The sequence below is a fragment of the Pantoea agglomerans genome (assembly GCF_020149765.1).
Taxonomy (GTDB): domain Bacteria; phylum Pseudomonadota; class Gammaproteobacteria; order Enterobacterales; family Enterobacteriaceae; genus Pantoea; species Pantoea alvi.
This window is the reverse complement of record NZ_CP083809.1, coordinates 1,772,153-1,799,014: the sequence shown is the minus strand read 5'-3', so window position 1 is coordinate 1,799,014 and position 26,862 is coordinate 1,772,153. Positions and strand designations below refer to the sequence as shown.

Here is a 26,862-nt window from a genome sequence, read left to right as displayed (position 1 = left end):
ATTTTTCACTCTTTTTTACATCCCGACGTTGCCGCTTTCGCTTTTCCCGCCCACACTTGATTTGCGCGCCGTTATGGTAACGGCGCATCTTGTTCGAGACAGGGAGAGAAGCAATGAAACTGTTTAAAGTCCTTGCAGGCGCACTGGTCGCCGTTGTGGTCGCGCTGACGCTGAGCGCTTGCGCGCCTACCGCGAAGGAAGAAGGCACCGGCGGTTATATCGACGACACGGTGATCACCACCAAAGTCAAAGCACAGCTACTGAATGACGATGAACTCAAATCACGCGAGATTAACGTGGAAACCTTTAAGGGCCGCGTGCAGCTGAGCGGTTTTGTCAGCTCGCCGCAGATGGCCAGCCGCGCGGTAGAAGTGACCCGTACCGTGAAGGGCGTGAAGTCTGTTGTGAACAATATGCAGATAAAATAACCTGAACGCAGAAGCTAAAAGGCCGCGAGCGATTCGCGGCCTTTTTTATCAGAAGCGGTAACCGGCACCGAAAAAGAAGACAAAAGGATCGATGCGCGTATCGATATTCTGCTGCTTGCCCCCCGCCTTAAACTTCACTTCCGTGTCGATATCCATATACCAGAGCGAGGCGTTCAGCATCCAGTCGCGGTTAATCTGATAGTCGAGCCCGACCTGTCCGGCCACGCCCCATGAATCTTTCACGCTGAGATCGCTTAGCCCTGCATCACGACCGGTCTGATTGAGGTCCGTGTCGAAAAAGGTGGTGTAGTTGATACCCACGCCGACGTAGGGACGCACCTTGCTCTGGCTGTCGAAGAAGTAATACTGCGCCATCAGGGTCGGCGGCAGCTGACGCACCGTCGCCAGGGTGCCGGTCGCGCCCAGGCCTACCTTGTGGCGGAACGGCGTCGCGGCGAGCAGTTCGACGCCGATATTGTCGGTGGCCATCCAGGTAAAGGTCAGGCCGAGCTGGGTATTATTGCTGACGTCGAAGCCGCCCATGCCCAGCACGTTATCGGAACCCTCGGTGGGGCGAACCGTGGCGCTGCCCGCGCGCATAAAGAAATCGCCTGCTTCATGAGCCAGAGCCAGTTGCGGCAGAGTCATTGCCAGTAATAAAGCGCATTTTGCCAGTTTCATGATCACTCCTTTGCACAAAAAAAACGGGGGGAATTATGGTGTGACGTTGTGGACAACGTTCTAGCGTGATTTCGCAAAAAATGCACCCTAATCAATCGCAATAAAGCGCTTAAAAAACAATGAATTGATTCAGATCAATTTTAGCTCGGCAGAGTGCGGTGAAATTTCCCTTGAAGAAAGTTAGCGGCATGATTAATTTATTTTTTTCCGTGTTGATTTTGGTTCGATGCCTCAGGAGTGGCGGGCGATCAAATGAGCGATAACATAAATCCTTGCATGACCTGCGGCGCCTGCTGCGCCCATTTCCGCGTCTCTTTCTACTGGGCCGAAGCCGATGACGCCGGCGGCGTCGTTCCGGTCGACCTTACCGAACCGTTAAGCCTGCTGATGCGCAATATGCGCGGCACTAACGCGCGCGAGCCGCGCTGCGTGGCGCTGCAGGGCGAGCCGGGCGGCTGCACCGCCTGCGGCATCTATGCGCAGCGTCCGTCACCCTGTCGTGAATTTGCCATGTCGGGCGAAAACGGCATTTATAATGAAGCCTGCGAGCGCGCCCGCGCTCGCTATGGGCTACCGCCTCTTTTTCACCCTTCTTTACCTTCCATGACAGAAAGTTATCGCGCTGCGGGTGCCAGCGCCGGGCCAGACCATGTACAATCGCCGGGTTAATCAACCCGGTTCCACCAAGGAGAGTACATGTCTATCACGGCAAGCTCGTTATACCGTGACACAGGAAATTTTTTCCGCCACCAGCTGCTGACCATCGTGCTGATGTCGTTACTGACGGCGTTTATCACGGTCATTCTGGTGCACGCCTTTACCCCAGGCGGCGACCAGCTGGCCCAGCTCCAGCAGAGCGATAGCAGCGCCTCTTCGCTGTTTGAGCTGGTGCAAAATATGTCGCCTGAGCAGCAGCGAATTCTGCTGCGCGCCTCTGCGGCCGGCACCTTCTCTGCGCTGATCGGCAATACGCTGCTGCTGGGCGGCATGCTCTGCCTGATCCCGATGGTCTCCGCCGGACAGCGCATCAGCGCGCTGCGTGCCATCGGCGCGTCCGCGCCGCTGCTGCCGAAGCTGCTGCTGCAAACCTTTCTGATCACCCTGGTGGTGCAGCTCGGCTTTATGGTACTGATGGTGCCAGGCATTATGCTGGCGATCCTGCTGTCGCTGTCGCCGGTAATACTGGCGAGCGAAAAAAGCGGTATTTTCGCCTCAATGCGCGCCAGCTGCCGTCTGGCATGGAAAAATGTCAGGCTCATCGCCCCGGCGATTATTCTCTGGCTGCTGGCGAAAATGGCGCTGCTGTTCGCCTCCTCCTCGCTGACGGCGCTGCCGGATAACGTGCTGGCCATCGCCATTACGGCGATCGGTAACCTGATCTCCGCCCTGCTGATTATCTATCTCTTCCGGCTCTATATGCTGGTTCGTTAAGGACGCTGCGCCCTGCGGGGCGCGCGGCTTTGTGTTGTTTTCGCTGAACTGGAATGACTATGAAGCAGTTACTCGATTTCCTTCCCTTAGTGGTCTTCTTTATTTTCTATAAGCTTTACGACATTTTCGTCGCGTCTGGCGCGCTGATTGTCGCGACCGGCCTCGCGCTGGTGGTGAGCTGGGTGCTCTACCGTAAGCTGGAAAAAATGACCATTTTTACCTTCGCCCTGGTCGCGATATTCGGCACCCTGACGCTGGTTTTCCATAACGATGAGTTTATTAAATGGAAAGTCACGGTGATCTACAGCCTGTTTGCGCTGGCGCTGCTCTACAGCCAGTTCTTTATGGCGCAGCCGCTGATCAAAAGCCTGCTGGGCAAAGAGATCCAGCTGCCGGAAAGCAGCTGGCGCCGTCTGAATGTCGCCTGGGCGATCTTTTTCCTCGCCTGCGGCCTGGCAAATATCTACGTCGCGTTTTGGTTGCCCGAAGCCTTTTGGGTTAACTTTAAGGTATTCGGTCTGACCGCACTTACCCTGCTGTTTACCCTGCTTAGCGGACTCTACATCTGGCGACAGATGCCGCAACAAGAAGAAAAATAAACGCGGCCTGGTACAGTACAGACCGGGCCTCACGGGCGCAGCGCGCCTTCACCTGCATAAGAAGTCGAGCAATGGGCGAAAGACATAAGCTGCCGCAAGGCGAAATGGTGTTGCGTACCCTGGCGATGCCGGCGGACACCAACGCCAATGGCGATATTTTCGGCGGCTGGCTGATGTCGCAGATGGATATGGGCGGTGCCATTCTGGCGAAGGAGATCGCGGAGGGACGCGTCGTAACGGTGCGCGTTGACGGCATGTCATTTCTCAAGCCGGTAGCGGTCGGCGATGTGGTGAGCTGCCATGCGCGCTGCATCCGCACCGGCAACAGTTCCATGACCATCAACGTCGAGGTGTGGATTAAAAAGGTGTCATCGGAGCCGATTGGCCAGACCTACTGCGCTACCGAGGCGGTGTTTATCTATGTTGCCGTGGATAGCGAAGGCAAATCGCGCCCGCTGCCGCCGGGACGCGCGAACCTCGAACCGGCGGAGTAGTGAAAAGCGGTCAGATGACCGCTTTTTTTTATTCGATGCTGGAACCGCCGTTGATTCTGAAGACGATATTCATCTTCAGATTTTTGCCGGGGCGGCCGGGCTGATAGCGCCACTGCTTCATCGCCTGCTTAACATCGCGCTCGAACATATTGCGCGGCTGCGCGGAGAGAATGGTGATATTTTCCACCCGCCCGTCGTCGCCGACGTCAAACTGCACCTGCACGCGCCCTTCAATGCGCAGCGCCTGCGCGCGCATAGGATAGCCCGGCTTCGCCACGCTAATCGCCTTCGGCCCCTGCGAGGTTGACTGCGAGGAGGTGGGGGCCGGACTGGCTTTGGGCGCGGTCGTCGGCTTCGTCTGGCTGGCCGGCGCGTCCTGTTTAAACGGGTTCGCCTGCGGTTTCGCCTCCTGGCGCGGTTTCACCTCGCGCTTGTGCTCCACTTTCGGTTTCGGTTTGGGCTTTGGTTTGGGTTTCGGCTGCGGCACCGGGATCGGCACAGGCTCGGCCCTGGGCGGCTCCGGTACGGGCTGAGGTTCCGGCACGGGTTCTGGCTCAGGCTGGGGCGTCGGCTGCGGCTGCTCAACGACAGGCGCGGGTTCAGGCTGCACTTCCGGCGCGACCAGGCTGACGCTGATCGGCTGCGATAGTCTGGGTACGTTGATTACCTGATGAAACGAGGCATAGAGAATGCCGGCGATAACTGAACCGTGCAGAACAACGGAGAGCAGCACGGAAACAGGCGTACGTTTTAAAATGGGCATCGTCAACGTGGTCATAACAGTCGCAGTCAGAGAATGAAGCTGTGATTTTAAATGCAAATAGCAATCAGTTTCAATAACTGCCGGAAAATGGTCAGAAAACGCCGTTTTTTAACCAGGCCTGCTTCGCCTTATCCATTAGGCCATCTTTCGTTTGCACTCTTATTTCCGATCCCTTACCGTGTTGCGAAAATATGATGAGCCAATGGGGGCTTTCAAGTGCTGTACATCATCTACGCCGAAGATACCGCTGATTCTCTGGAAAAACGCACCTCGGTGCGCCCTGCCCATCTGGCTCGCCTGCAGCTGCTGCAGGATGAAGGCCGCCTGGTCATTGCCGGACCGATGCCCGCTGTCGACAGCAACGATCCTGGCGTCGCCGGATTTACCGGTTCAGCTATCATCGCGGAGTTCAGTTCGCAGGAAGCGGCACAGGCATGGGCAGAGGCGGATCCCTACATCGCGGCCGGCGTTTACAAAAACGTCTCGGTTAAGCCCTTCAAACGCGTCTTCTGATCCTTCGCCCGATGCTGTCACTACGGCTTCCGCGTCCGCGCTGAAGCCTTTTTTATTTTCCAGAAGGGAGTGAAGGCTATGCAATGGCTGGTGATTGCGCTACTGGTGCTGGCGATCGGGCTGATCGTTAATGCGCTGCTGATCTGGCGCCGTGACGGCTGGAGAGAGAAAAAGCAGCTTATTGTAATGATGATCGTGATCGCCGCGGCGGCGCAGCTGGTGAATGTGGTGCTGGTTACCCGCCAGCTTTAAGGCGAAACGTCAGCCTTTCGTGAAGAACAGGGATGAAAACAGCATAAAACAAAGCCGCCCTTGAGGCGGCTCTGGTCAGGCATTCTGCGTAATAAACAGAATCGAACGGCGCTGCTGCTGCGCCAGCTGATGACGAATCGCATGGATCCGGCTGTAGCGACGCGACTGACCTTCCAGCCAGCGGGCGCGACGGCGATGCGCCTGCCGCAACATTCTCCAGCGCGCTACTTCATTTCTGCTTTTTCTCATCACCTTCTCTCCAGCTTCGACATCACGCGGCCGCATTATAAAGATCTCCACGCTAATGCCAACTCGGATCTCTTATCGATCCCGGCGGCGATTGGGGGTTTCGTTGTCGCCTGCCAGCACGTAAACTTCTCTGACCAAGCGCGAACGGGATGTCCACTTAATGACCACCTTTTACACTTTAATCAGTTGGTTGCTGCTGTTTGGCTACTGGTTGCTGATTGCCGGCGTCACGCTACGCATATTGATGAAGCGCCGCACGGTGACGTCCGCCATGGCCTGGCTGCTGATTATCTATATCCTGCCTCTGGTGGGCATCATTGCGTATCTCTCGTTCGGCGAGCTCCATCTGGGGAAGCGGCGTGCGGAGCGCGCGCGCACCATGTGGCCCGCGACGGCGAAATGGCTGAGCGATCTGAAACAGCGTAGCCATATTTTTGCCACCGAACACAGCGACGTAGCGCGTTCGCTGTTCCAGCTTTGCCAGAATCGCCAGGGCATCGCCGGCGTAAAGGGCAATCAGCTGCAGCTGCTCACCAGTTCGGACGACGTGATGCATGCGCTTATCCGCGATATCCAGCTGGCGCGCCACAATATCGAGATGGTGTTCTATATCTGGCATCCCGGCGGGCTGGCGGACGAAGTCGCTGAGTCCCTGATGGCGGCGTCGCGGCGCGGCGTACACTGTCGCCTGATGCTCGACTCGGCGGGCAGCGTCACCTTTTTCCGCAGCCCCTGGGTCGGCATGATGCGCAATGCCGGCATTGATGTGGTGGAGGCGCTGCAGGTCAGCCTGCTGCGCGTGTTTCTGCGCCGCATGGATCTGCGCCAGCACCGCAAGGTCGTACTGATCGATAACTATATCGCCTATACCGGCAGCATGAACCTGGTGGATCCGCGCTATTTTAAGCAGGATGCGGGCGTCGGCCAGTGGGTCGACCTGATGGCGAGGATGGAAGGTCCGGTCGCGACCACCATGGGCATCGTCTACAGCTGCGACTGGGAGATTGAAACCGGCAAGCGCATCCTGCCGCCGCCGCCCGACGGCAATATTATGCCGTTCGAACGCGAGAGCGGCCATACGGTGCAGGTCATCGCGTCGGGGCCGGGCTTCCCGGAAGATATGATCCATCAGGCGCTGCTTACCGCCGTCTATTCGGCGCGCGAGCAGCTGATTATGACCACCCCCTACTTTGTACCAAGCGACGATCTGCTGCACGCCATCTGCACGGCGGCGCTGCGCGGCGTCGAAGTGAGCATTATCGTGCCGCGCCACAACGATTCGCTGCTGGTGGGCTGGGCGAGCCGCGCCTTTTTCAGCGAGCTGCTGGAGGCGGGCGTCAGGATCTATCAGTTTGAAGACGGCTTGCTGCACACCAAGAGCGTACTGGTGGATGGACAGCTCAGCCTGGTTGGCACGGTCAATCTCGATATGCGCAGCCTGTGGCTCAATTTTGAAATTACGCTGGTGGTGGACGACGCGGGCTTCGGCAGCGATTTAGCCTGCGTGCAGGATGACTATATTGCGCGTTCGCGTCTGCTGGATGGAAAACGCTGGTCAAAACGTGCCTGGTGGCAGCGCATTGTTGAACGACTGTTTTACTTCTTTAGCCCTTTACTGTAAAACGAGCGGAAATTGCAACGCGCCTCAGGGCAGACAGGACCGATCATGGATTTAAATAATCGCCTTACCGAAGACGAAACGCTGGAACAGGCTTACGACATTTTTCTTGAACTGGCAGGCGACAACCTCGATCCGGCGGATAATATTCTTTTCAACCTGCAGTTTGAAGAGCGCGGCGGCGCCGAGCTGTTCGATCCGTCAGAAGACTGGAAGGAGCACGTCGATTTCGATCTTAACCCGGACTTCTTCTCTGAGGTGGTGATTGGACTGGGGGAAGCGGACGGCGAGCCGATTACCGACGTTTTCGCGCGCGTGCTGCTGTGCCGCGAGAAAGATCACAAGCTGTGCCATATTCTCTGGCGCGAATAAGCGCGCTGACCCGCTGGTCAGCGTGATCAAATGTTAAAACGCCGGGCAGCTGCCCGGCGTTTTTTATTACAGCGGATCCACCTTCAGGCAGGAGACCGCATGGCGGAAACTTCCCTCCAGCAGCGGACGCGTTTTGGCGCACTCCGGTCCGGCGATGGGGCAGCGCGTGCGGAATACGCAGCCTGAAGGCGGGTTAATCGGCGACGGCAGCTCCCCTTCCAGCAGCTGAATCTGCTTATTCTTCTCCAGATCCGGATCGGGGATGGGCACCGCCGACATCAGCGCGCGCGTGTAAGGATGCTGCGGATTGTTGTAGACCGCATCGTAGGTGCCCAGCTCGACCGCATGGCCGAGATACATCACCAGCACGCGGTCAGAGATATGCTTCACCACCGCCAGATCGTGCGCGATAAAGATCAGCGACAGCCCCATCTCGCGCTGCAGCTGCTGCAGCAGATTGACCACCTGCGCCTGAATCGAGACGTCGAGCGCGGAGACCGGCTCGTCGCAGATAATCAGCTTCGGCTCGAGGATCAGCGCGCGCGCAATGCCGATACGCTGGCACTGTCCGCCTGAGAACTCATGCGGATAGCGGTTGATCAGGTTCGGCAGCAGGCCAACTTTCATCATCATGTTTTTGACGCGGTCTTTTACTTCCTGACGCGGCATCTTCGGATGATAGGTGCGCAGCGGCTCGGCGATGATATCGCCGATGGTCATGCGCGGGTTCAGCGAGGCCAGCGGATCCTGGAAGATCATCTGGATGTCGCTGCGCGCCTTGCGCCACTCCTCTTCGCTCTGCCCGAGCAGATCGCGCCCCAGCCAGGCGACGCGGCCGTCGGTGGCCTTCACCAGCCCGATAATGGCGCGCGCCAGGGTCGATTTGCCGCAGCCAGACTCGCCAACCACGCCCAGAGTTTCGCCTTCGTAAAGGCGCAGGCTGACGCCGTCCACCGCCTTGAGGGATTTCGGCGGCTGCCAGAACCACTGGCGCCCATCTTTAATGTCGAAATGCACCTTGAGATCGGCGATTTCCAGCAGAACTTTTTTCTCAGCGACGGTACTCATACTAACTCCTCCACCGGCTTAAAGCAGGCGCGCAGGCGCCCTTCGCCAAACGGCAGCAGCGGCGGCGCCTGGGTGCAGATCGGCATCGCATGCGGACAGCGCGGCTGGAACGGACAGCCCTGCGGCAGACGCAGCAGGTTCGGCGGGTTGCCGGGAATAGTGGTCAGGCTTTCGCCCTCGGCGTCCAGACGCGGCACCGCGCTCAGCAGCCCAATCGAATAGGGATGCGCGGGCTGGTAGAAGACGTCGCGCGCGCGGCCATACTCCATGGTGCGGCCGGCATACATCACCAGCACCTTGTCGCAGATGCCCGCCACTACGCCCAGATCGTGGGTGATCATGATAATCGCGGTATTGAACTCGCGCTTCAGCTCATTCAGCAGCGTCATGATCTGCGCCTGAACGGTAACGTCAAGCGCCGTGGTCGGTTCATCGGCAATCAGCAGCTTAGGCCGGCAGAGCAGCGCCATCGCGATCATCACGCGCTGGCGCATACCGCCGGAAAACTCATGGGGGAACATCTTCATGCGCTTGCGTGCTTCCGGCATTTTCACCGCGTCGAGCATGCGCACTGACTCCTCGAACGCCTGCGCACTGCTCATCCCTTTATGCAGCTTCAGCACTTCCATCAGCTGATCGCCGACGCGCATATAGGGATTAAGCGAGGTCATGGGATCCTGGAAGATCATCGCTATCTGCTCGGCGCGCAGCTTATTCAGCGCCTTCTCCGGCAGGTTGAGGATCTCCTTGCCGTTGAACAGCGCCGTACCGCCGATGCGGCCGTTTTTCGCCAGCAGTCCCATCAGGGCGAATGCCGTCTGCGACTTGCCGGAACCCGACTCGCCGACGATGCCCAGGGTTTCGCCGGCGCGCAGCGAGAAGTTCAGGTCGTTGACCGCCGTCACGTCGCCGTCGTGAGTCTGGAAAGTGACGCGCAGATCTTTAACTTCCAGTAACAGGTCGCTTCCCGCGCGGGCAGCCATCGCTGGCTGAAATTCATGAATGGTCATCGGGAAACTCCTTAACGATCTTTCGGGTCGAGGGCGTCACGCAGACCATCGCCGATAAAGTTGAAACAGAACAGCGTCACCACCAGAAAACCGGCCGGGAACAGCAGCAGCCACGGTGACACTTCCATCGAGTTGGCACCATCGCTGAGCAGCGCGCCCCAGCTGCTTAACGGCTCCTGAGTGCCGAGGCCGAGGAAGCTCAGGAAAGATTCAAACAGGATCATACTCGGCACCAGCAGCGAGGCGTAAACCACCACCACGCCCAGCACGTTCGGCACGATATGGCGCAGCACGATGCTGGCGGTAGAGACGCCGCCGACGTGAGCCGCTTCGATGAACTCTTTACGCTTCAGCCCCAGCGTCTGGCCGCGCACGATACGCGCCATGTCGAGCCAGGAGACCATGCCAATTGCGGCAAAGATCAGCAGGATATTGCGGCCGAAAAAGGTCACCAGCAGGATCACAAAGAACATAAACGGGAAGGAGTTCAGGATCTCCAGAATACGCATCATCACCGAGTCGATTTTGCCGCCGAGATAGCCGGCGATCGAGCCGTAAAGCGTGCCGACAATCACCGCGATCAGCGCCGAAGCGATGCCTACCATCAGCGAGATGCGTCCGCCAATGGCGACGCGCACCAGCAGATCGCGCCCGGAGGAGTCGGTGCCGAACCAGTGGCCGGAGGTGGTATCCGGCGGCGCAGACATCATGCCCCAGTCGGTATCGTCATAGCTGAACTGAGCGAACATCGGGACGAAAATAACAAATAGCGTAATCAGCACCAGTACCAGCAGGCTGATCAGCGCCGCACGGTTATGGATAAAACGGCGACGCGCATCCTGCCACAGGCTGCGCCCTTCTACCTCGAGCTTTTCGCTGAAGGCGTCAAGAGCTTCGCTGTTTTTCTTACTCAACATCATCGCGGGCTCCAGCGTTAATAACGGATTTTCGGATCGATCACGGCATAGAGCACGTCGACGATCGCGTTGAATATAATGGTCAGTACGCCCACCAGAATGGTCAGGCTCATTACCAGCGAATAGTCACGGTTCAGCGCGCCGTTAACAAACAGCTGACCGATACCGGGCAGGCCGTAAATCGACTCAATCACCATTGAACCGGTGATGATGCCGACAAACGCCGGGCCGAGATAGGAGAGAACCGGCAGCAGCGCAGGCTTAAGCGCATGGCGCAGCACAATACGGCGCAGCGGCAGCCCTTTGGCGCGCGCGGTGCGGATAAAGTTGGAGTGCATCACCTCAATCATCGAGCCGCGGGTAATACGCGCGATGCTGGCGATATAGGCCAGCGACAGCGCCACCATCGGCAGCAGCATATAGCGCAGCTGTCCGCCGTTCCAGCCGCCGCCGGGTAGCCATTTCAGGGTAATGGCAAAGAGCAGCACCAGCAGCGGCGCCACCACAAAGCTGGGTATCACCACGCCGGTCATGGCGACCCCCATCACCGCATAATCCCACAGGCTGTTCTGCCTGAGCGCCGCGATAACGCCCGCCGTCACGCCAAGGATCACCGCCAGCACAAAGGCCGCCAGGCCGAGTTTGGCTGAAACCGGGAACGCATGGCCGACCAGATAGTTAACCGTGTAATCTTTATATTTAAACGACGGGCCGAAATCGCCGTGCGCCAGCTGGATCAGATAGTCGAGATACTGTTTGCCGATGGGATCGTTCAGGTGATACTTCGCTTCGATGTTCGCCATCACTTCCGGCGCCAGCGTGCGCTCGCCGGTAAAGGGACTGCCGGGCGCGAGGCGCATCATAAAGAATGAGATAGTGATCAGCACGAAGAGCGTGGGGATCGCTTCGAGCAGTCGACGCAGGATAAATTTTAACATTGCCGTACCTACCAGGCTTATTGCTTCACAAAGCGTACAAAGTACATAAGGGCGACGCATCCCGCGCCGCCCTTGCCGATAGCCTGTTTGCTATTAGTGTTTAATGATGTAGAAGTTCTTGCTGAGCGTTTTATCCAGCGGATCTTTGCCGGTATAACCGCCGACGTAAGGTTTCACCAGACGCGCGTTCACGTAGTAGTAAACCGGCACGATGGTGCTGTCCTTATCCATGATTTGCTCAGCTTTGGCATAATCCGCCGCACGCGATTTCTCGTCTGCCGCCTTGATCGCATCGTGGATCACTTTATCGAACTCGGCGCTCTTATAGTGAGAGGTGTTGTTGCTGCTGTCAGAAAGCATGGTGTTCAGGAAGGACGTCGGCTCGTTATAGTCGGCACACCATGCGGCGCGCGCCACGTCGAAGTTGCCCTGATGACGCGTGTCGAGGAAGGTTTTCCACTCCTGGTTTTCAAGCTTGATGTTTACACCGATGTTTTTCTTCCAGATAGAAGATGCGGCGATAGCCAGCTTCTTATGCAGATCGGAGGTGTTATACAGCAGGTTGAAAGTGAGCGGCTTGTCAGCGGTGTAGCCCGCTTCGGCCAGCAGTTTTTTCGCCTCGGCATTACGTTTGTCCTGAGACCACTTGAACCAGTCCGGCGGCAGAATATCCATACCGTCCGTAGCCGGTGGCGTATAGCTGTAGGCTGGCAGCTGGCCCTGCGCCAGCACTTTGTTGACGATAATGTCGCGATCCAGACCGAGCTTGAGCGCGGCGCGCACGCGCGGATCGGTGAACGGCGCTTTCTGGTTGTTAATTTCGTAGTAGTAGGTGCACAGATAAGGATCGACGTGCAGCTCTTTAGGATTCTCGCGTTGCAGCTTTTTAAACAGCTCAATCGGCATGTTGTTATAGGTCATGTCACTGCCGTTTTCCGAGAAGTAGCGGTTAACGTCGCTGACTTCAGAGTTAATCGGCAGATAGGTCACCTTGTTCAGTACCGTGTGTTCGTTGTCCCAGTACTGTGGGTTACGCACCAGGGTGATGCGCTCGTTGATCACGTGCGCTTCCAGCTTAAAGGCACCGTTGCCGACCCAGTTCTGCGGCTGCGTCCACTGGTCGCCAAATTTTTCAATCGCAGGCTTGTAGACCGGCGACATAACGGCGTTAATCAGCAGCTTGTAAAAATAGGGCACCGGCTCGCTCAGGGTGACCTGCAAGGTATGGTCATCCAGCGCTTTCACGCCCAGGTCAGAGGTTGGCTTTTTCCCGGCGATAACATCATCGACGTTTTCAATGTGGCCATACTGCAGGTAGCTGGCGTAAGGCGACGCGGTTTTCGGATCGGCCAGACGCTGCCAGCTGTAGACGAAGTCCTGCGCGGTCACCGGCTCACCGTTTGACCATTTGGCATTGTTGCGAAGGTGGAAGGTCCAGACCTTAAAGTCTTTGTTTTCCCATTTTTCCGCCACGCCCGGGATCGGATGGCCGTCGCTGTCGCTGACCAGCAGGCCTTCATAGAGATCGCGCGCCACGTTATCTTCCGGCACGCCTTCGATTTTGTGCGGATCCAGCGACTGTACTTCGTCGCCGTTGCCGCGCACCAGCTCCTGCTTCGCCGCCAGTTCAACCCCTGCCGGAACGTTTGCTGCCAGTGCATTCCCTGCCAGCGCGCCCAACGCCGCCAGCACGCCAGCGGCAATCAGACTTTTTTTCGTGATGTTGTTCATTATTACACTCCAGTTTTTATCTTCACCGACACGCCTTGCCGTGTCGGCGTCCCCCGTTAGCGGGTTCCTCATTTTGGCTGAGGATAGTTTTTGCCTCGAAAGGCTTCAGCACCGCGCGCTTCCCGGCTTATCTTGTCGGGTCAGCCTCAGTGCTTTTTAATGAAGTAATATTTCAAATCGGTCATATCGAGCGGATCTTTGCCGGTAAAACCGCCTGTCCAGGGTTTTACCAGCCGCACGCTGACGCGGTAATAAACTGGCACAATTGCCGAGTCCTTGTCGAGCTGTGCTTCAGCCTGCTGATAGAGCGCGGCGCGGGCCGCTTCGCTGCTGGCAGAAAGGGTCTGCGCCAGCAGATGATCATACCTGTCGCTGTGGTAGAAGGCCGTATTGATAGAGGCGTTGCCGATCAGCATATTCAGGAAGGTAGATGGCTCGTTGTAGTCGGCGCACCAGGTGGCGCGCACCACGTCATACTGTGCCTGATGACGCGTCTCCAGCAGTGTTTTCCACTCCTGGTTTTGCAGGCTGACCTGCGCGCCAAGATTCTTCTGCCACATCGAGGCGGCGGCGATCGCCTGCTTTTTGTTTTGATCTGAGGTGTTGTAGAGCAGCGTGAAGCGCAGCGGATGCTGGGCGTTGTAACCTGCCTCAGCCAGCAGCTTTTTAGCGGCCGCGTTGCGCTCCGCCTGGCTCCAGGTGAACCAGGCCGGCGGCGTTAGGGTGACACCCGCGGTTGAAGGCGGCGTCAGGCTGTAAGCCGGGATCTGGCCCTGCCCCATGATTTTCTGCGTAATAATATCGCGGTCCAGCGTTAGCTTGATGGCGGTACGCACGCGCGCATCGTTGAACGGCGGTTTTTTATTGTTAATTTCGTAGTAGAAGGTGCAGAGCAGCGGGCTGACTTTTACCTGATCGCCCAGTTCGCTCTTCAGCTTGTGGAACAGCTCGGGCGGTACCACGCTGTTGGTCATATCGGTATTGCCGCTGCGATAGCGGTTGACGTCGTTATGGTCCGACTCAATCGGCAGGAAGGTGCCCTGCTCAATCACCGTATGAGCGTTGTCCCAGTAGCCGGGATTGCGCTTCAGCACCAGCTTCTCGTTGATTATCCACTCGCTCAGGAGATAGGCGCCGTTGCCGACATAGTGCTCTGGACGCGTCCAGGCGTCACCCCACTTCTCTACCGTCGCCGCGTTAACCGGCGACAGTGCGGCATTGGCCAGCATCGAAACGAAGTAAGGGACCGGCTCGCTCAGGGTAACCTGCAAATGACGATCGTCCAGCGCCGTCACGCCAAGGCGGTCAGGGGTTGCTTTCCCGGCCATGATCTCGTCGATATGGCTGAGATGCGCCGCCTGGAGATAGCTGGCATAGGGCGATGCGGTTTTGGGATCGGCGAGACGTCGCCAGCTGTAAACGAAATCGTGCGCGGTAACCGGCGTACCGTCGCTCCATTTCGCGCTGTCGCGCAGAGTAAAGGTCCAGACCTTTCCGCCCTCGTTTTGCCATGACTGCGCCACGCCCGGCACGATAGCGCCGTTATTGTCGGTGGTTACCAGTCCTTCCAGCAAATTGGAAATAATGCGCGATTCCGGCACGCCCTCAATCTTTTGCGGATCGAGGGAAGAGACTTCAGTGCCGTTATTAATGACAATATTTTGGGTGGCGGCGAGTTCGGTGCCTGGGGGAACGGTCGCGGCATGCGCGGTGCCGAACAGAATCATTAAGCTGACTGACAGCGGCGTAATCTTCCATTTCATCAAAAAAGTTAACCCTTCTTCATAAGCCCTTTAGCTCATAAGCAAGAAGTGTTCTCACTTTGAGACCAAATGAAAAACTGTTGCGCCGAAAATTAGCAGAACGCCGCCTCTGCCGACAAAGTAAAAATAACAAAAATGTTACCTGATTCTCTTTTATCACGTCTGCAGGCAGGAGGATAGCGTTAATTTTTGTACGAAAATAACCCTTATCACCCTGTTTATGCGGGAGTTTACCCGCTTTTAACCTCCCGGCTCGCTTTTTAACTCTGCTGCCGCCGTAGAAATGCGCATCCCTTCTGCCTTTTTCTTCTTTGTGAAAACAAAAAACAGGTAATTGCAGCTTTCATGCCAGTTTATGAGGCTATTTCAGTAAGCGCTGATATTTTATGGTGTGAGAATTGTCACAGCGAGCGGAGCACGCCGCGGGTGCGGCACTCTGGCAAGTAATTTGCTTAATAATTTTAGCTGCAGATTAAGCGGCAGGAATAATTGCCTTATAACGGTGCAATAAAATATGCAATTGCACCATTAAGGGTCATATCGTCGTTTGCGATGGAAATTAAGCGGCCTTAACTGACCAGACCGGGAAATAACGCCTTGATGCCGGTGACCACGAACTCAATGCCGAGCGCCATCAGCAGCAGGCCCATAATACGCGTAATGACGTTAATGCCGGTCTGGCCGAGCACGCGCACCATCAGCGGCGCGGCGCGAAACAGCAGCCAGCAGCAGAAGGCAAAGAGCGCAATCGCAACGCTAAAGCCCAGCAGGTTTTGCCAGCTGTGATAGCGCGTGCTCCAGACAATGGTCGAACTGATCGCGCCAGGCCCCGCCATCAGCGGCAGCGCAAGCGGCACCACGCCGATGCTCTCGCGGATGGCGGTTTCCGATTTCTCCTGCTTGTTCTGTTTATCTTCGCCCAGCTTGCCGCTGATCATCGACATGGCGATGGTCACCACCAGAATGCCGCCCGCGATGCGGAAGGAGTCGATAGAGATGCCGAAAATATGCAGGATGGCGTCGCCAAGAAACAGCGAGGTCCAGAGGATAATGGCGACCGCCAGGTTTGCGGTCATATTGGTTTTATTGCGCTCAGCGGCCGCCTGATAGCTGGTCATGCTGATAAAGACAGGAATAATGCCGACTGGGTTCACCAGCGCGAACAGGCCAACAAAGAATTTGATATAGCCCGAAAGGTCAAGCAACGCAGGGTTCACGGTTCGCTCCGATGAGGAAAAAGAAATCGCGCTTAATTTACGCAAAAAGCGCCCCGTTAACCAGTCAACTAAACAGAAAATTGTGCTGCGTCAGGGCAAATCAGAGAGTCAGTTACGCCAGCGCAGCGTGCGGAAGGGGTATAAAGCCGGGCGACGTGCCCTGCTTTGCAGACTTTGACAAAAATCGCTGCTGAAAGGAGTCAGCTTAGGCTTAAATTGATCTGAATCAATATTGATCTACCCCATTCCAGGTAATCTTTTCCCACAGAAAGTCATCAGCAAAGATGTTTGACCCGTGCGAAAACTCTTTCAGTAAGCCAACGAAAATTCTGGCCTTTTGGCTTAAGCCAAAATATTAGCGAAGCATGGCTATAATCAGGACTCCAGGCAGGTTTACTAACAGAGTTTAACTTCCTTCAGGAGAGCACCATGGCCGTTACTAATGTCGCTGAACTTAACGCACTGGTTGAACGCGTAAAAAAAGCACAGCGTGAATACGCCAACTTCACTCAAGAACAGGTTGACGCCATCTTCCGCGCTGCCGCCCTCGCCGCCGCTGACGCCCGTATCCCTCTCGCCAAAATGGCGGTCGCCGAATCCGGCATGGGTATCGTCGAAGATAAAGTTATTAAAAACCATTTTGCCTCAGAATATATCTATAACGCTTATAAAGACGAGAAGACCTGCGGCGTGCTGGAGACCGATGACACCTTCGGTACCATTACCATCGCTGAGCCAATCGGCCTGATTTGCGGTATTGTTCCCACCACCAACCCGACCTCAACGGCGATTTTCAAGGCGCTGATTAGCCTGAAAACCCGTAACGGCATTATCTTCTCGCCACACCCGCGCGCCAAAGAAGCCACCAACAAAGCAGCGGACATCGTGCTGCAGGCCGCCATCGCCGCCGGCGCGCCGAAAGATATTATCGGCTGGATCGACGCCCCGTCGGTTGAGCTCTCTAACCAGCTGATGCACCACCCTGATATCAACCTGATCCTGGCGACCGGCGGCCCCGGCATGGTGAAAGCGGCCTATAGCTCCGGTAAACCAGCGATTGGCGTCGGCGCGGGCAACACGCCGGTGGTGATTGACGAAACGGCCGATATCAAACGCGCCGTCGCCTCAATCCTGATGTCCAAAACCTTTGATAACGGCGTTATTTGCGCCTCCGAGCAGTCGGTTATTGTGGTCGACTCCGTCTATGACGCGGTGCGCGAGCGCTTTGCCAGCCACGGCGGCTACCTGCTGCAGGGCGAAGAGCTGAAAGCTGTCCAGAACGTTATCCTGAAAAACGGCGCGCTCAACGCGGCCATCGTCGGTCAGCCCGCCTTTAAAATCGCCGAGATGGCAGGCATCAGCGTGCCGGGCAGCACCAAAATTCTGATTGGCGAAGTGAAGCTGGTGGACGAATCTGAACCCTTCGCCCATGAAAAACTGTCGCCGACGCTGGCCATGTATCGCGCCAGCGATTTCGAAGACGCAGTCGCAAAAGCGGAAAAACTGGTGGCGATGGGCGGTATCGGCCACACTTCCTGCCTCTACACCGACCAGGACAACCAGAAAGCGCGCGTGAACTTCTTCGGCGACCGCATGAAAACCGCGCGTATTCTTATTAATACTCCGGCTTCTCAGGGCGGTATCGGCGACCTCTATAACTTCAAGCTGGCACCTTCGCTGACGCTGGGCTGCGGCTCATGGGGCGGTAACTCCATTTCAGAAAACGTGGGACCGAAACACCTTATCAACAAGAAAACCGTGGCTAAGCGAGCAGAAAACATGTTGTGGCATAAACTCCCGAAATCCATCTACTTCCGCCGCGGCTCGCTGCCGATTGCGCTGGAAGAGGTGGCCGCCGACGGTGCAAAACGCGCCTTTATCGTCACCGACCGTTTCCTGTTCAACAACGGCTATGCCGACCAGGTAACTGGCGTGTTGAAATCGCACGGCATCGAAACCGAAGTGTTCTTTGAGGTAGAAGCGGACCCGACGCTGAGCATCGTGCGTAAAGGCACCGAGCAGATGAACAGCTTCAAACCAGACGTGATTATCGCGCTGGGCGGTGGCTCGCCGATGGATGCTGCGAAAATCATGTGGGTAATGTACGAACATCCGGAAACCCACTTCGAAGAGCTGGCGCTGCGCTTTATGGATATCCGCAAACGTATCTATAAATTCCCGAAAATGGGGGTGAAAGCGCGCATGATCGCCATCACTACCACCTCAGGCACCGGTTCGGAAGTGACGCCGTTTGCGGTAGTGACCGACGACGCCACCGGCCAGAAATATCCGCTGGCGGACTACGCGCTGACCCCGGATATGGCGATTGTCGATGCCAATCTGGTGATGGAGATGCCGCGTTCGCTCTGCGCCTTCGGCGGCCTGGATGCGGTCACCCATGCGCTGGAAGCCTATGTATCGGTACTGGCTAACGAGTACTCCGACGGCCAGGCGCTGCAGGCACTGAAACTGCTGAAAGAGAACCTGCCGGCCAGCTATCGGGACGGCGCGAAAAATCCGGTAGCGCGTGAGCGTGTGCATAACGCCGCGACTATCGCCGGTATCGCCTTCGCCAACGCCTTCCTTGGCGTCTGCCACTCCATGGCGCACAAGCTGGGTTCCGAGTTCCATATCCCGCACGGTCTGGCGAACGCGCTGCTGATCTGCAACGTGATCCGCTATAACGCCAACGACAACCCGACCAAGCAGACGGCGTTCAGCCAGTATGACCGTCCGCAGGCGCGCCGTCGCTACGCGGAAATTGCCGACCATTTAGGTCTGGCGGCACCTGGCGACCGTACCGCACAGAAAATCGAGAAGCTGCTGGCGTGGCTGGATGAGATGAAAACCCAGCTGGGTATTCCAGTCTCTATCCGCGAAGCGGGCGTTCAGGAAGCAGACTTCCTGGCGAAAGTCGATAAGCTGGCCGAAGACGCCTTCGACGACCAGTGCACCGGCGCTAACCCGCGCTATCCGCTGATTGCCGAGCTGAAACAGATTATGCTGGATACCTTCTACGGCCGTGAATACGCCGAGCCTTTCGCCGACGTAACGCAGGCGCAGGCCGCACAGCCGGTGAAAGTAGAGAAGACTGAGAAAACCGAGAAGAAAGCTAAAAAAGCCTGACGATCGGCTATTAAAAAAAACCCGCTTCGGCGGGTTTTTTTATCTCTGAAAAACGACCTCAGACGGGCTTTTGCTGGCCGTAGATGGCATCCAGCGACCCCTGCTCTATCGCCTGCTTGTAGTGTTTGCGGCATACCGAAATATAACGCTCGTTGCCGCCAATCACCACCTGCTCCCCTTCGCTAAACGGACGGCCCTGCGCGTCGAGCCGCAATACCATCCCCGCCTTACGGCCGCAGTGACAGACGGTTTTCAGCTCCACCAGCTTGTCGGCCCAGCCGAGCAAATACTGGCTGCCGCCAAAGAGTTCGCCACGAAAGTCGGTGCGTAGCCCGTAGCAGAGCACCGGAATATCCAGGTTATCGACGACGTCAGAGAGCGCCTTGACCTGATCGCGCGTTAAAAACTGGCACTCGTCCACCAGCACGCAGTGTACCCGCTGGCGCGCATCTTCCGCCGCGATCTCCTCATACAGCCGCGTCTGCGCGTTAAACAGCGCCGCCGGCGAGGAGAGGCCAATACGGGAGCTGACTTTGCCCACGCCGAAACGATCGTCAATTTCAGCGGTGTAGACCAGGGTTCTCATGCCGCGTTCCTGATAATTGTAAGACGACTGTAATAACGCGGTGGATTTCCCTGCATTCATTGCGGAATAATAAAAATAGAGCTGAGCCATTAGCGTGGTTTCTCAAAGCATTGCAAACAGAATGCGCGGAATTCTATCACAGATAAACGCAAATTATGGCGGTGATTATTTTGCGCAAGCTGATTAGATCTTCGCCAGTGACAGATAATCCCGCGCTTCGTCTTTCCGCTTTTTTTAATCATTTGTGCCTGAACTTTATTGTACAGTTGAGCGCCGTTACGCAGATTCACCCCTTTCTTCACGCTGAGCGCCTCTCTCACTTTAACGTTTCGGATTTTCATAACCTGAAGACGTCTGAATATCAACCGGCTTACTGTTTCTTTTGATTAAACATAAGCGAGAAATTTAATTATCATTCTTTACCGTTCCACTTATTTTACTATTGCAGTAATTTTTTGCCGCCACTATTATTAGCTGGCAGAACACCTCTTCATTAATATATTCAGAGATCAGGGCAATGAGCGAAGCACTAAAAATCCTTAATAATATCCGTACATTACGCGCGCAGGCTCGAGAGTGTTCACTGGAAGCGCTGGAAGAAATGCTGGAAAAACTCGAGGTCGTGGTAAATGAACGCCGCGAAGAAGAGACCCACGCTAAAGCGGAAAGTGAAGAACGCACGCGCAAACTTGAGCAATACAGAGAAATGCTGCTGGCTGATGGCATCGATCCTAACGAGCTGTTAAGCACCATTACTGAAACTAAAGCGCCAGGTAAAACAAAACGCGCTGCACGTCCGGCTAAATATCAGTACGTTGATGAAAATGGCGAAACCCGTACCTGGACCGGTCAGGGTCGTACGCCAGCGGTAATCAAAAAAGCGATCGAAGAAGAAGGTAAACAGCTGGAAAACTTCCTGCTGTAATAACTGATAGTGCTTCCATCATTTGGGTCACATTGTTTATGTGACCCCAGGTTAATCAGGGAAAGGAAGCGCAGGCTTCCTTTTTTTTCAGACGTTGTAAAACTCCCGATACCAGCGAACAAAGCGTTCTACACCCTCTTCTACGCTGGTCTGCGGCTTAAAGCCAATCGCCTGATACAGGGCTGCAGTATCCGCGCTGGTTTCCAGCACGTCGCCGGGCTGCATCGGTAACAGATTTTTCTTCGCCGTCACGCCCAGTGCTTTTTCAATCGCCTCAATATATTTAATCAGGCTGGTCGGCTGACTGTTTCCGATGTTATATACGCGGTAAGGCGCAGAGCTGGTGGCTGGCGAGCCGGTTTCTACCGTCCAGTTTTCATCCTGCTGCGGAATAACATCCTGCAGACGCACAATAGCTTCGGCAATATCGTCGATATAGGTAAAGTCGCGTTTCATCTCGCCGCGGTTATAGACGTCAATCGCTTCACCGGCGATCATGGCGCGCGTAAATTTAAACAGCGCCATATCTGGACGACCCCATGGACCATATACGGTAAAGAAACGCAGGCCGGTGGTAGGCAGCTGATAAAGATGCGAATAGGTATGCGACATCAGCTCATTGGCTTTTTTAGTTGCCGCGTAAAGTGATACCGGATGATCGACGCTGTCATCGGTCGAAAATGGCATTTTACGATTGAGTCCATAAACAGAACTGGAGGATGCATAGAGCAAGTGCTCGATTTTATGATGACGGCATCCTTCGAGAATATTTAAATGACCAGTCAGGTTAGCATCGGCGTAGGCGTGAGGATTGTCGATGGAATAGCGCACACCCGCCTGGGCGCCCAGATGAATGACGCGTTGAAACGCATGTTGTTCGAATAACGAGGCGATAGCTGCGCGATCCGCCAGCTCCATTTTAATAAATTTGAAGCCGGGGTGCTGTGCGATTAAATCAAGACGAGATTGTTTCAGGCCGACATCATAATAGTCATTAAGATTATCTATGCCGACAATCTGGTGACCGGCGGCCAGCAAGCGTTGAGTGACGTGAAATCCAATAAAGCCTGCGGCGCCGGTGACCAGAATGTTCATACTACCCTCGTTAATTACGCAATTTGAATAGACGCTCCGCGGCCGATTGCATAATAAACGAAACCGCGTTTGCTGATACGCTCTGGATCATACAGGTTGCGACCATCAAAAATCACGGGTTCTTTGAGGGAATTTTTAATAACGTCAAAGTCCGGTGCGCGGAAGTTCTGCCACTCGGTGCAGATGACCAGGCCATCTGCGCCCTGCAGCGCCGCTTCTTTGGTGCCCATCAGCTTCAGATCGCTGCGGTGACCGTAGATGCGCTGCGCTTCGTCCATCGCTTCCGGATCGAACGCCTGAACGCTTGCACCAGCTTCCCACAGCGATTCCATCAGCACGCGGCTGGAGGCTTCACGCATATCATCGGTGTTCGGTTTGAACGACAGGCCCCAGACTGCGAAGGTTTTACCGCTCAGATCGTCGCCGAAATGGCGCTTGATAAAAGTGGGCAGCTTAGTTTTCTGGCTGTCGTTGACATCTTCCACCGCCTGCAGCAGACGCGGCTTGTAGCCGATCGACTCCGCGGTACGGATCAGCGCCTGCACATCTTTCGGGAAGCAGGAGCCGCCGTAGCCGCAGCCAGGGTAGATAAAGTGGTAGCCGATACGTGAATCAGAACCGATGCCCTGACGCACTTTCTCGACATCCGCACCCAGACGTTCGGCAAGGTTGGAGATCTCGTTCATAAAGCTGATTTTGGTCGCCAGCATGCAGTTCGCTGCGTACTTGGTCAGCTCCGCGCTGCGGATATCCATGACGATCATGCGATCGTGATTGCGGTTGAACGGCTCGTAGAGTTCACGCAGCAGCTCTTCCACTTCTTCATTATCGGTACCCACCACGATGCGCTCAGGACGCATGCAGTCGTTTACGGCTGCGCCTTCCTTGAGGAACTCCGGGTTGGATACCACATCAAACGTCAGGCTAACGCCGCGATCGCGCAGGGTCTCTTCCATTACGCGACGCACTTTATCCGCGGTTCCAACCGGAACGGTGGATTTATCAAGCACAACCTTGTGATCCTTCATATGCTGCGCAATGGTACGAGCAACGGCGGTCACATATTTAAGGTCAGCCGAGCCGTCCTCATCTGGCGGCGTACCCACGGCGATAAACTGCATGACGCCGTGATTGACGCCCTCTTCCGCATCTGTACTGAACTTAAGGCGACCCGCCTCATAGTTCGACATAACCAGCGGCGTAAGGCCGGGTTCGAAAATGGGGATGATGCCTTTTTTCAGGTTTTCGACTTTTTTTGCGTCGACATCAATGCAGAGAACGTCATGTCCGACTTCGGCCAACACCGCAGCCTGAACCAGACCGACATAGCCGATACCAAATACAGTGACTTTCATTGAGATATCCTGTGTTTATGAATTACTTTTTATTGCCAACTGCGCTATCGAGCCACTGAGAAAAATCTTTGCCCAGCACTGGATGGCGAACACCGTACTCAACGAATGCCTGCATATAACCGAGTTTGTTACCGCAGTCATGGCTTACGCCTTTCAGGTGGTAAGCTTCTACCGTCTCTTTCTCCATCAGCATGGCGATAGAGTCGGTCAGCTGTACTTCGCCGCCTGCGCCCGGAGGGGTTTTCGCCAGCAGAGGCCAGATATCCGCAGAGAGAACGTAACGGCCCACAACCGCGAGGTTGGACGGCGCTTCGGTCGCTTTCGGCTTCTCAACCACGCCAACCATTGGCGCGCTGTCGCCCGGCTGCAGTTCTGCGCCCTGGCAGTCAACCACGCCGTAAGCAGTCACGTCCGCTACCGGCTCAACCATAATCTGGCTGCGGCCTGACTCGTCGAAACGGCTCAGCATTTCCGCCAGGTTATCTTTGGTCGGGTTAGATTCGTACTCGTCGATAATCACGTCCGGCAGGATCACCGCAACCGGCTCGTCGCCAATCAGCGGATGCGCACACATAACGGCGTGGCCCAGGCCTTTCGCGATGCCCTGACGCACCTGCATGATGGTAACGTGCGGCGGACAGATTGACTGGATTTCATCCAGCAGCTGACGTTTAACACGTTTTTCCAGCATCGCTTCCAGCTCAAAGCTGGTGTCGAAGTGGTTTTCAATGGAGTTTTTGGAAGAGTGCGTAACCAGCACAATTTCGTTAATTCCTGCTGCGATGCACTCGTTAACGACATACTGAATTAACGGCTTATCGACCAGCGGTAACATCTCTTTCGGAATCGCTTTTGTCGCAGGGAGCATACGGGTGCCCAAACCTGCTACAGGGATTACCGCTTTTTTTACTTTGGACTTATAGGCAGACATCAAGATACCTCTCTTATAGGCCGTTCAAGTTAATACTTGATATGTCGGTTGAAATTCGGAAATGAGTATATCAGTTACCATCGAACGGATTTATCCTGGAAGGAGTCAATCCGCAGAATTTAAGACTATTACCCAAGTGTAAAGCTTACCTTTGGACCTGTCTTCAGACCCCGGCGAAATTAAATTATTTCGCCGGCTCTTCAGCCGCTAACATCAGGCGGATCCTGCCTCCGGCGCCCCAGACGTGGCATTGCCAGCTGTCGGCGCGCTGGCTGATTTGGTTAAGATGAGTGCTTCCCATAGTGCCAAGAGGGACGCCGTTACTGAGTTGAATTTGGTGGGCGTGAACATGAAGTGTGGCGTTTAATCCAGCAGAAACCAGAATTAGATTTTGCGAAGTACGATGATAATACCCGACCAGCAGCGGAAACTGTCCGCTCAGATTAGCCTGACGCAGCAGCAGATTGACCTGCCGCAGCAGGCCGTTTAACTCCGGCAGCCGCTGTTTTTGGCCAGAGAGCTGCTCCTGCAGCAGGCCGTTGAACAGCGCGCGCAGCAACAGCGCCGCCAGCACACCGTTATCGCCGGCGCGCGTGACGTCAAGACAGTAGAAGGCGAGATCGTTGTCGGAAAGCGCTGCAATATCCAGCACCAGGCCAGGCTGTTCGGCCATGGTCAGCTGCCGGTAGTTGACGCGACAGTTCGCCACCGTCTGCTGTACCGGCGGCTGAAGCTGCTTAAGCAGTTTCGCCGCGGCGGCCGGATCGCGCACCAGCGCGTCCCAGTCCTGAAACAGCTGCTCATCCTCCTCCACCTTAGAGGTAAACATCGAAGGATAAAGGCATTCATAGACCGCTTCGCGGAAGCGCTCGAAATTTTTCAGCGGCTTAAGCAGCACGTCCTGCACGCCAAGGCGCAGAACATGGGCAATATCCGCCATATTTTCCGTCGCCGAGATAATCAGGATCGGCACGCTGTTGCCGCGCGTGCGGATATGCTCGACAAACTGAATGCCGTTCATACGCGGCATTTCCAAATCGCAGATCACCAGATCCACATCCTGCTGCTGCAGATAGCCAATGCCATCAATGCCGTCGCCGGCTTCAAACGTACTGGCGCCGAGCGCCAGCAAGAAGTTGTTTACCAGAGAACGGAAAACGACCTCATCTTCGACAATGAGTATCTTTTTGCCGATTAGTGGTTTCTCCATTCTTTCCCCCTGCGTACCAGATCAATCAATAGTGGTTCATAAAACGCAGTTGCGCCTTTCAGAATTAGCCGAAGTAACATCTGTGAATGAACAACCTGATTATCTGTTACGCACCAGCGGTAATAGTTCATCCATTTTTTTCTCAACGGCGGCCTTGCCTGCCTCGATAGCTTCTTCAGCGCGATGAAAGTCCAGCGTCGAAATCTGCGGACAAAATGGCTGAATCAGCACATCGGGAGGATCGCCTGCCATACGGTTACGCTTCAGGCGATTTTCCAGCACCTGGATGGACGTCGACATAATCTCCATCGCACCCGGCGTTTGTGTTGTACGGCGATGGGTCAACCCCACCAGCCGCTGACGTATTTTTTTAGCCCAACTCAGGGCTGCGGCCGAAACCGCCTCATCGCTGTTTTGCGGCGTGACAGACAGGAGATCCTGCTGCATCAGATGCGCGTCATGCTGAAGATCGACAGCGATAACGATATCCGCGCCAAGGGCGCGCGTCAGCGAAACGGGCACCGGATTCACCACCGCCCCATCTACCAGCCAGTAACCATTGTAGCCGACCGGCGGCAATAAGCCTGGCATACTACAGGAAGCGCGTACGGCCTGATGCAGATCGCCTTCGGTCAGCCATAATTCCCGACCGGTACTGAGATTGGTCGCCACCACGCCGAACGGCTTGCCGCAGCTCTCCAGAGCCGGCTGGGCAATCAGCTGACGCACATGGCTGAAAACGCGCTCGCCGCGCAGCAAACCGCCGCGCTGCCAGGAGAGATCCATCAGGCGAATAACATCCCAGTAGCGAAAGGCGCTGACCCACTTTTCCATGTGCGGCAGGCGGTCGTTGACATAAGCCGCGCCGACCAGCGCACCGACGGAGCAGCCCGCTACGACATCGATTTCGACGCCCGCGCGCGTCAGCGCGTTGATCACGCCAATATGCGCCCATCCTTTGGCTGCGCCTGACCCTAACGCCAGTCCGATTTTAACCTTTCTCATTTACCCTCTGTCGCCAACGACTGCGCGTAGCTTCACTGCGCCAGGTCGGCTACCATATGGCGTCATCTCTTTTTATCGCTTACAGGAGTTATTGTGTCCGAACCCTGTCCTTGCTGCAGCGGGAAGCAGTATAGCCTATGTTGCGCTCCCTTTCTGACCGGCGAGCGGCTGCCTGAATCAGCTGAACAGTTAATGCGCTCGCGCTACACAGCCTACGTCAGGCGAAACAGCGACTGGCTCATCGCCAGCTGGCATCCTGACAAGCGCGTGCCCGATATGGCGCAGCGTTTATCCGAAAGTTTTGCCGACACTGAATGGCTAAGCCTGAATGTAACCTGTTGTAATCATGGAAGCCATGATAATGAAGCTTTCGTCACTTTTTTTGCGCGTTACCGCGAAAATTCCCAGATAAGGGCGATCCACGAGCGTTCTCGCTTTCTTCGCGAGGATCATCGCTGGTACTATGTCGACGGAACCGCGCCCGCCGTAGGGCGCAACGATCGCTGTCCATGTGGCTCCGATAAAAAATACAAGAAATGTTGCGGCTAAAGAGCATACGGCCCAACGGTTTTACCCAATCGCTTT

Annotated in this window: 28 protein-coding genes; 12 read left to right on the top strand and 16 right to left on the bottom strand. The window is 55.8% G+C overall.

Annotated features, from left to right (window positions below):
* The first annotated feature begins 113 nt into the window (after positions 1–113).
* Entirely contained in the window at positions 114–428 is a 315-nt protein-coding gene (locus tag LB453_RS11180) for a BON domain-containing protein (protein ID WP_103795983.1), read from the top strand.
* Positions 429–476: 48 nt separating this feature from the next.
* On the opposite strand, the gene ompW is transcribed toward LB453_RS11180, so the two are convergent.
* The gene (gene ompW, locus LB453_RS11175; protein WP_103795984.1) at positions 477–1,109 is read right to left on the bottom strand and encodes an outer membrane protein OmpW; all 633 of its coding nucleotides are present in this window, start codon (positions 1,107–1,109) and stop codon (positions 477–479) included.
* Positions 1,110–1,361: 252 nt separating this feature from the next.
* On the opposite strand from ompW, the gene LB453_RS11170 reads away from it, so the two are divergent.
* The 4 genes from LB453_RS11170 to yciA all read left to right on the top strand — a co-directional run bounded on the left by LB453_RS11170 (position 1,362) and on the right by yciA (position 3,633).
* Positions 1,362–1,778: a YkgJ family cysteine cluster protein gene (locus tag LB453_RS11170; RefSeq protein WP_103795985.1), complete on the top strand. Its 417-nt coding sequence runs from the start codon at positions 1,362–1,364 to the stop codon at positions 1,776–1,778.
* Positions 1,779–1,805: 27 nt separating this feature from the next.
* Positions 1,806–2,540, top strand: a complete 735-nt coding sequence (locus tag LB453_RS11165) for a YciC family protein (RefSeq protein WP_103795986.1) — start codon at positions 1,806–1,808, stop codon at positions 2,538–2,540.
* 59 nt (positions 2,541–2,599) lie between these two features.
* Entirely contained in the window at positions 2,600–3,139 is a 540-nt protein-coding gene (locus tag LB453_RS11160) for a septation protein A (protein ID WP_103795987.1), read from the top strand.
* Positions 3,140–3,210: 71 nt separating this feature from the next.
* Positions 3,211–3,633, top strand: a complete 423-nt coding sequence (gene yciA / locus LB453_RS11155) for an acyl-CoA thioester hydrolase YciA (protein WP_103795988.1) — start codon at positions 3,211–3,213, stop codon at positions 3,631–3,633.
* Between the two features lie 28 nt (positions 3,634–3,661).
* Here yciA and tonB read toward each other — a convergent pair whose 3' ends face one another.
* Complete coding sequence (gene tonB, locus LB453_RS11150) at positions 3,662–4,411, bottom strand: TonB system transport protein TonB (RefSeq protein ID WP_103795989.1); 750 nt, start codon at positions 4,409–4,411, stop codon at positions 3,662–3,664.
* A 201-nt stretch (positions 4,412–4,612) separates the two neighbouring features.
* On the opposite strand from tonB, the gene LB453_RS11145 reads away from it, so the two are divergent.
* Together LB453_RS11145 and LB453_RS11140 are read left to right on the top strand one after the other, a co-directional pair.
* Positions 4,613–4,909 (top strand): YciI family protein, encoded by a 297-nt coding sequence (locus LB453_RS11145; protein WP_103795990.1) that lies wholly within the window; start codon positions 4,613–4,615, stop codon positions 4,907–4,909.
* 78 nt (positions 4,910–4,987) lie between these two features.
* A complete protein-coding gene (locus tag LB453_RS11140; RefSeq protein ID WP_199187321.1) occupies positions 4,988–5,161 on the top strand; it encodes a hypothetical protein in 174 nt (57 codons plus the stop codon).
* A gap of 75 nt (positions 5,162–5,236) precedes the next feature.
* On the opposite strand, the gene LB453_RS11135 is transcribed toward LB453_RS11140, so the two are convergent.
* Positions 5,237–5,410: a YciY family protein gene (locus LB453_RS11135; protein WP_146053829.1), complete on the bottom strand. Its 174-nt coding sequence runs from the start codon at positions 5,408–5,410 to the stop codon at positions 5,237–5,239.
* A gap of 160 nt (positions 5,411–5,570) precedes the next feature.
* Between LB453_RS11135 and cls the strand changes: the two genes are divergently transcribed.
* A complete protein-coding gene (cls, locus tag LB453_RS11130; RefSeq protein WP_103795991.1) occupies positions 5,571–7,031 on the top strand; it encodes a cardiolipin synthase in 1,461 nt (486 codons plus the stop codon).
* A gap of 45 nt (positions 7,032–7,076) precedes the next feature.
* Positions 7,077–7,400 (top strand): HI1450 family dsDNA-mimic protein, encoded by a 324-nt coding sequence (locus LB453_RS11125; protein ID WP_224481733.1) that lies wholly within the window; start codon positions 7,077–7,079, stop codon positions 7,398–7,400.
* Between the two features lie 66 nt (positions 7,401–7,466).
* Here the strand turns inward: LB453_RS11125 and oppF are convergent, their stop codons facing one another.
* The 7 genes from oppF to LB453_RS11090 form a co-directional block, all read right to left on the bottom strand.
* Positions 7,467–8,468, bottom strand: a complete 1,002-nt coding sequence (gene oppF, locus LB453_RS11120; protein WP_033746742.1) for a murein tripeptide/oligopeptide ABC transporter ATP binding protein OppF — start codon at positions 8,466–8,468, stop codon at positions 7,467–7,469.
* Positions 8,465–9,478: an ABC transporter ATP-binding protein gene (locus LB453_RS11115; protein ID WP_103795992.1), complete on the bottom strand. Its 1,014-nt coding sequence runs from the start codon at positions 9,476–9,478 to the stop codon at positions 8,465–8,467. The genes oppF and LB453_RS11115 overlap by 4 nt, the downstream gene beginning before the upstream one ends.
* Before the next feature lie 11 nt (positions 9,479–9,489).
* Positions 9,490–10,398 (bottom strand): oligopeptide ABC transporter permease OppC, encoded by a 909-nt coding sequence (gene oppC / locus LB453_RS11110; RefSeq protein WP_103795993.1) that lies wholly within the window; start codon positions 10,396–10,398, stop codon positions 9,490–9,492.
* A gap of 14 nt (positions 10,399–10,412) precedes the next feature.
* Complete coding sequence (oppB, locus tag LB453_RS11105) at positions 10,413–11,333, bottom strand: oligopeptide ABC transporter permease OppB (protein WP_103795994.1); 921 nt, start codon at positions 11,331–11,333, stop codon at positions 10,413–10,415.
* Between the two features lie 93 nt (positions 11,334–11,426).
* Positions 11,427–13,064 (bottom strand): oligopeptide ABC transporter substrate-binding protein OppA, encoded by a 1,638-nt coding sequence (oppA, locus tag LB453_RS11100; RefSeq protein WP_103795995.1) that lies wholly within the window; start codon positions 13,062–13,064, stop codon positions 11,427–11,429.
* A 146-nt stretch (positions 13,065–13,210) separates the two neighbouring features.
* Positions 13,211–14,827, bottom strand: coding sequence for an ABC transporter substrate-binding protein (locus LB453_RS11095; protein ID WP_103795996.1), 1,617 nt, complete (start codon positions 14,825–14,827; stop codon positions 13,211–13,213).
* Positions 14,828–15,396: 569 nt separating this feature from the next.
* Positions 15,397–16,044 carry a YchE family NAAT transporter gene (locus tag LB453_RS11090; RefSeq protein ID WP_103796184.1) on the bottom strand — a complete coding sequence of 216 codons (648 nt, stop codon included), beginning with the start codon at positions 16,042–16,044 and terminating at the stop codon, positions 15,397–15,399.
* 429 nt (positions 16,045–16,473) lie between these two features.
* Here LB453_RS11090 and adhE point away from each other — a divergent pair, with 429 nt between their 5' ends.
* Entirely contained in the window at positions 16,474–19,170 is a 2,697-nt protein-coding gene (gene adhE / locus LB453_RS11085) for a bifunctional acetaldehyde-CoA/alcohol dehydrogenase (RefSeq protein ID WP_103795997.1), read from the top strand.
* A gap of 58 nt (positions 19,171–19,228) precedes the next feature.
* On the opposite strand, the gene tdk is transcribed toward adhE, so the two are convergent.
* Complete coding sequence (gene tdk, locus LB453_RS11080) at positions 19,229–19,846, bottom strand: thymidine kinase (protein ID WP_103795998.1); 618 nt, start codon at positions 19,844–19,846, stop codon at positions 19,229–19,231.
* Positions 19,847–20,273: 427 nt separating this feature from the next.
* On the opposite strand from tdk, the gene hns reads away from it, so the two are divergent.
* Complete coding sequence (gene hns / locus LB453_RS11075; protein ID WP_103796000.1) at positions 20,274–20,681, top strand: histone-like nucleoid-structuring protein H-NS; 408 nt, start codon at positions 20,274–20,276, stop codon at positions 20,679–20,681.
* An 87-nt stretch (positions 20,682–20,768) separates the two neighbouring features.
* Here the strand turns inward: hns and LB453_RS11070 are convergent, their stop codons facing one another.
* The 5 genes from LB453_RS11070 to rssA form a co-directional block, all read right to left on the bottom strand.
* Positions 20,769–21,776, bottom strand: a complete 1,008-nt coding sequence (locus LB453_RS11070) for an NAD-dependent epimerase (RefSeq protein WP_103796001.1) — start codon at positions 21,774–21,776, stop codon at positions 20,769–20,771.
* A gap of 14 nt (positions 21,777–21,790) precedes the next feature.
* Positions 21,791–23,131: a UDP-glucose dehydrogenase family protein gene (locus tag LB453_RS11065; RefSeq protein ID WP_033791168.1), complete on the bottom strand. Its 1,341-nt coding sequence runs from the start codon at positions 23,129–23,131 to the stop codon at positions 21,791–21,793.
* A 22-nt stretch (positions 23,132–23,153) separates the two neighbouring features.
* Positions 23,154–24,062 (bottom strand): UTP--glucose-1-phosphate uridylyltransferase GalU, encoded by a 909-nt coding sequence (gene galU / locus LB453_RS11060; protein ID WP_033746712.1) that lies wholly within the window; start codon positions 24,060–24,062, stop codon positions 23,154–23,156.
* 184 nt (positions 24,063–24,246) lie between these two features.
* Positions 24,247–25,272, bottom strand: coding sequence for a two-component system response regulator RssB (gene rssB, locus LB453_RS11055; RefSeq protein ID WP_103796002.1), 1,026 nt, complete (start codon positions 25,270–25,272; stop codon positions 24,247–24,249).
* 99 nt (positions 25,273–25,371) lie between these two features.
* Positions 25,372–26,277: a patatin-like phospholipase RssA gene (rssA, locus tag LB453_RS11050; RefSeq protein WP_103796003.1), complete on the bottom strand. Its 906-nt coding sequence runs from the start codon at positions 26,275–26,277 to the stop codon at positions 25,372–25,374.
* A 93-nt stretch (positions 26,278–26,370) separates the two neighbouring features.
* Between rssA and LB453_RS11045 the strand changes: the two genes are divergently transcribed.
* On the top strand, positions 26,371–26,826 hold the full coding sequence (locus tag LB453_RS11045) for a YchJ family protein (protein WP_103796004.1): 456 nt from the start codon (positions 26,371–26,373) through the stop codon (positions 26,824–26,826).
* Positions 26,827–26,862 lie beyond the last annotated feature (36 nt).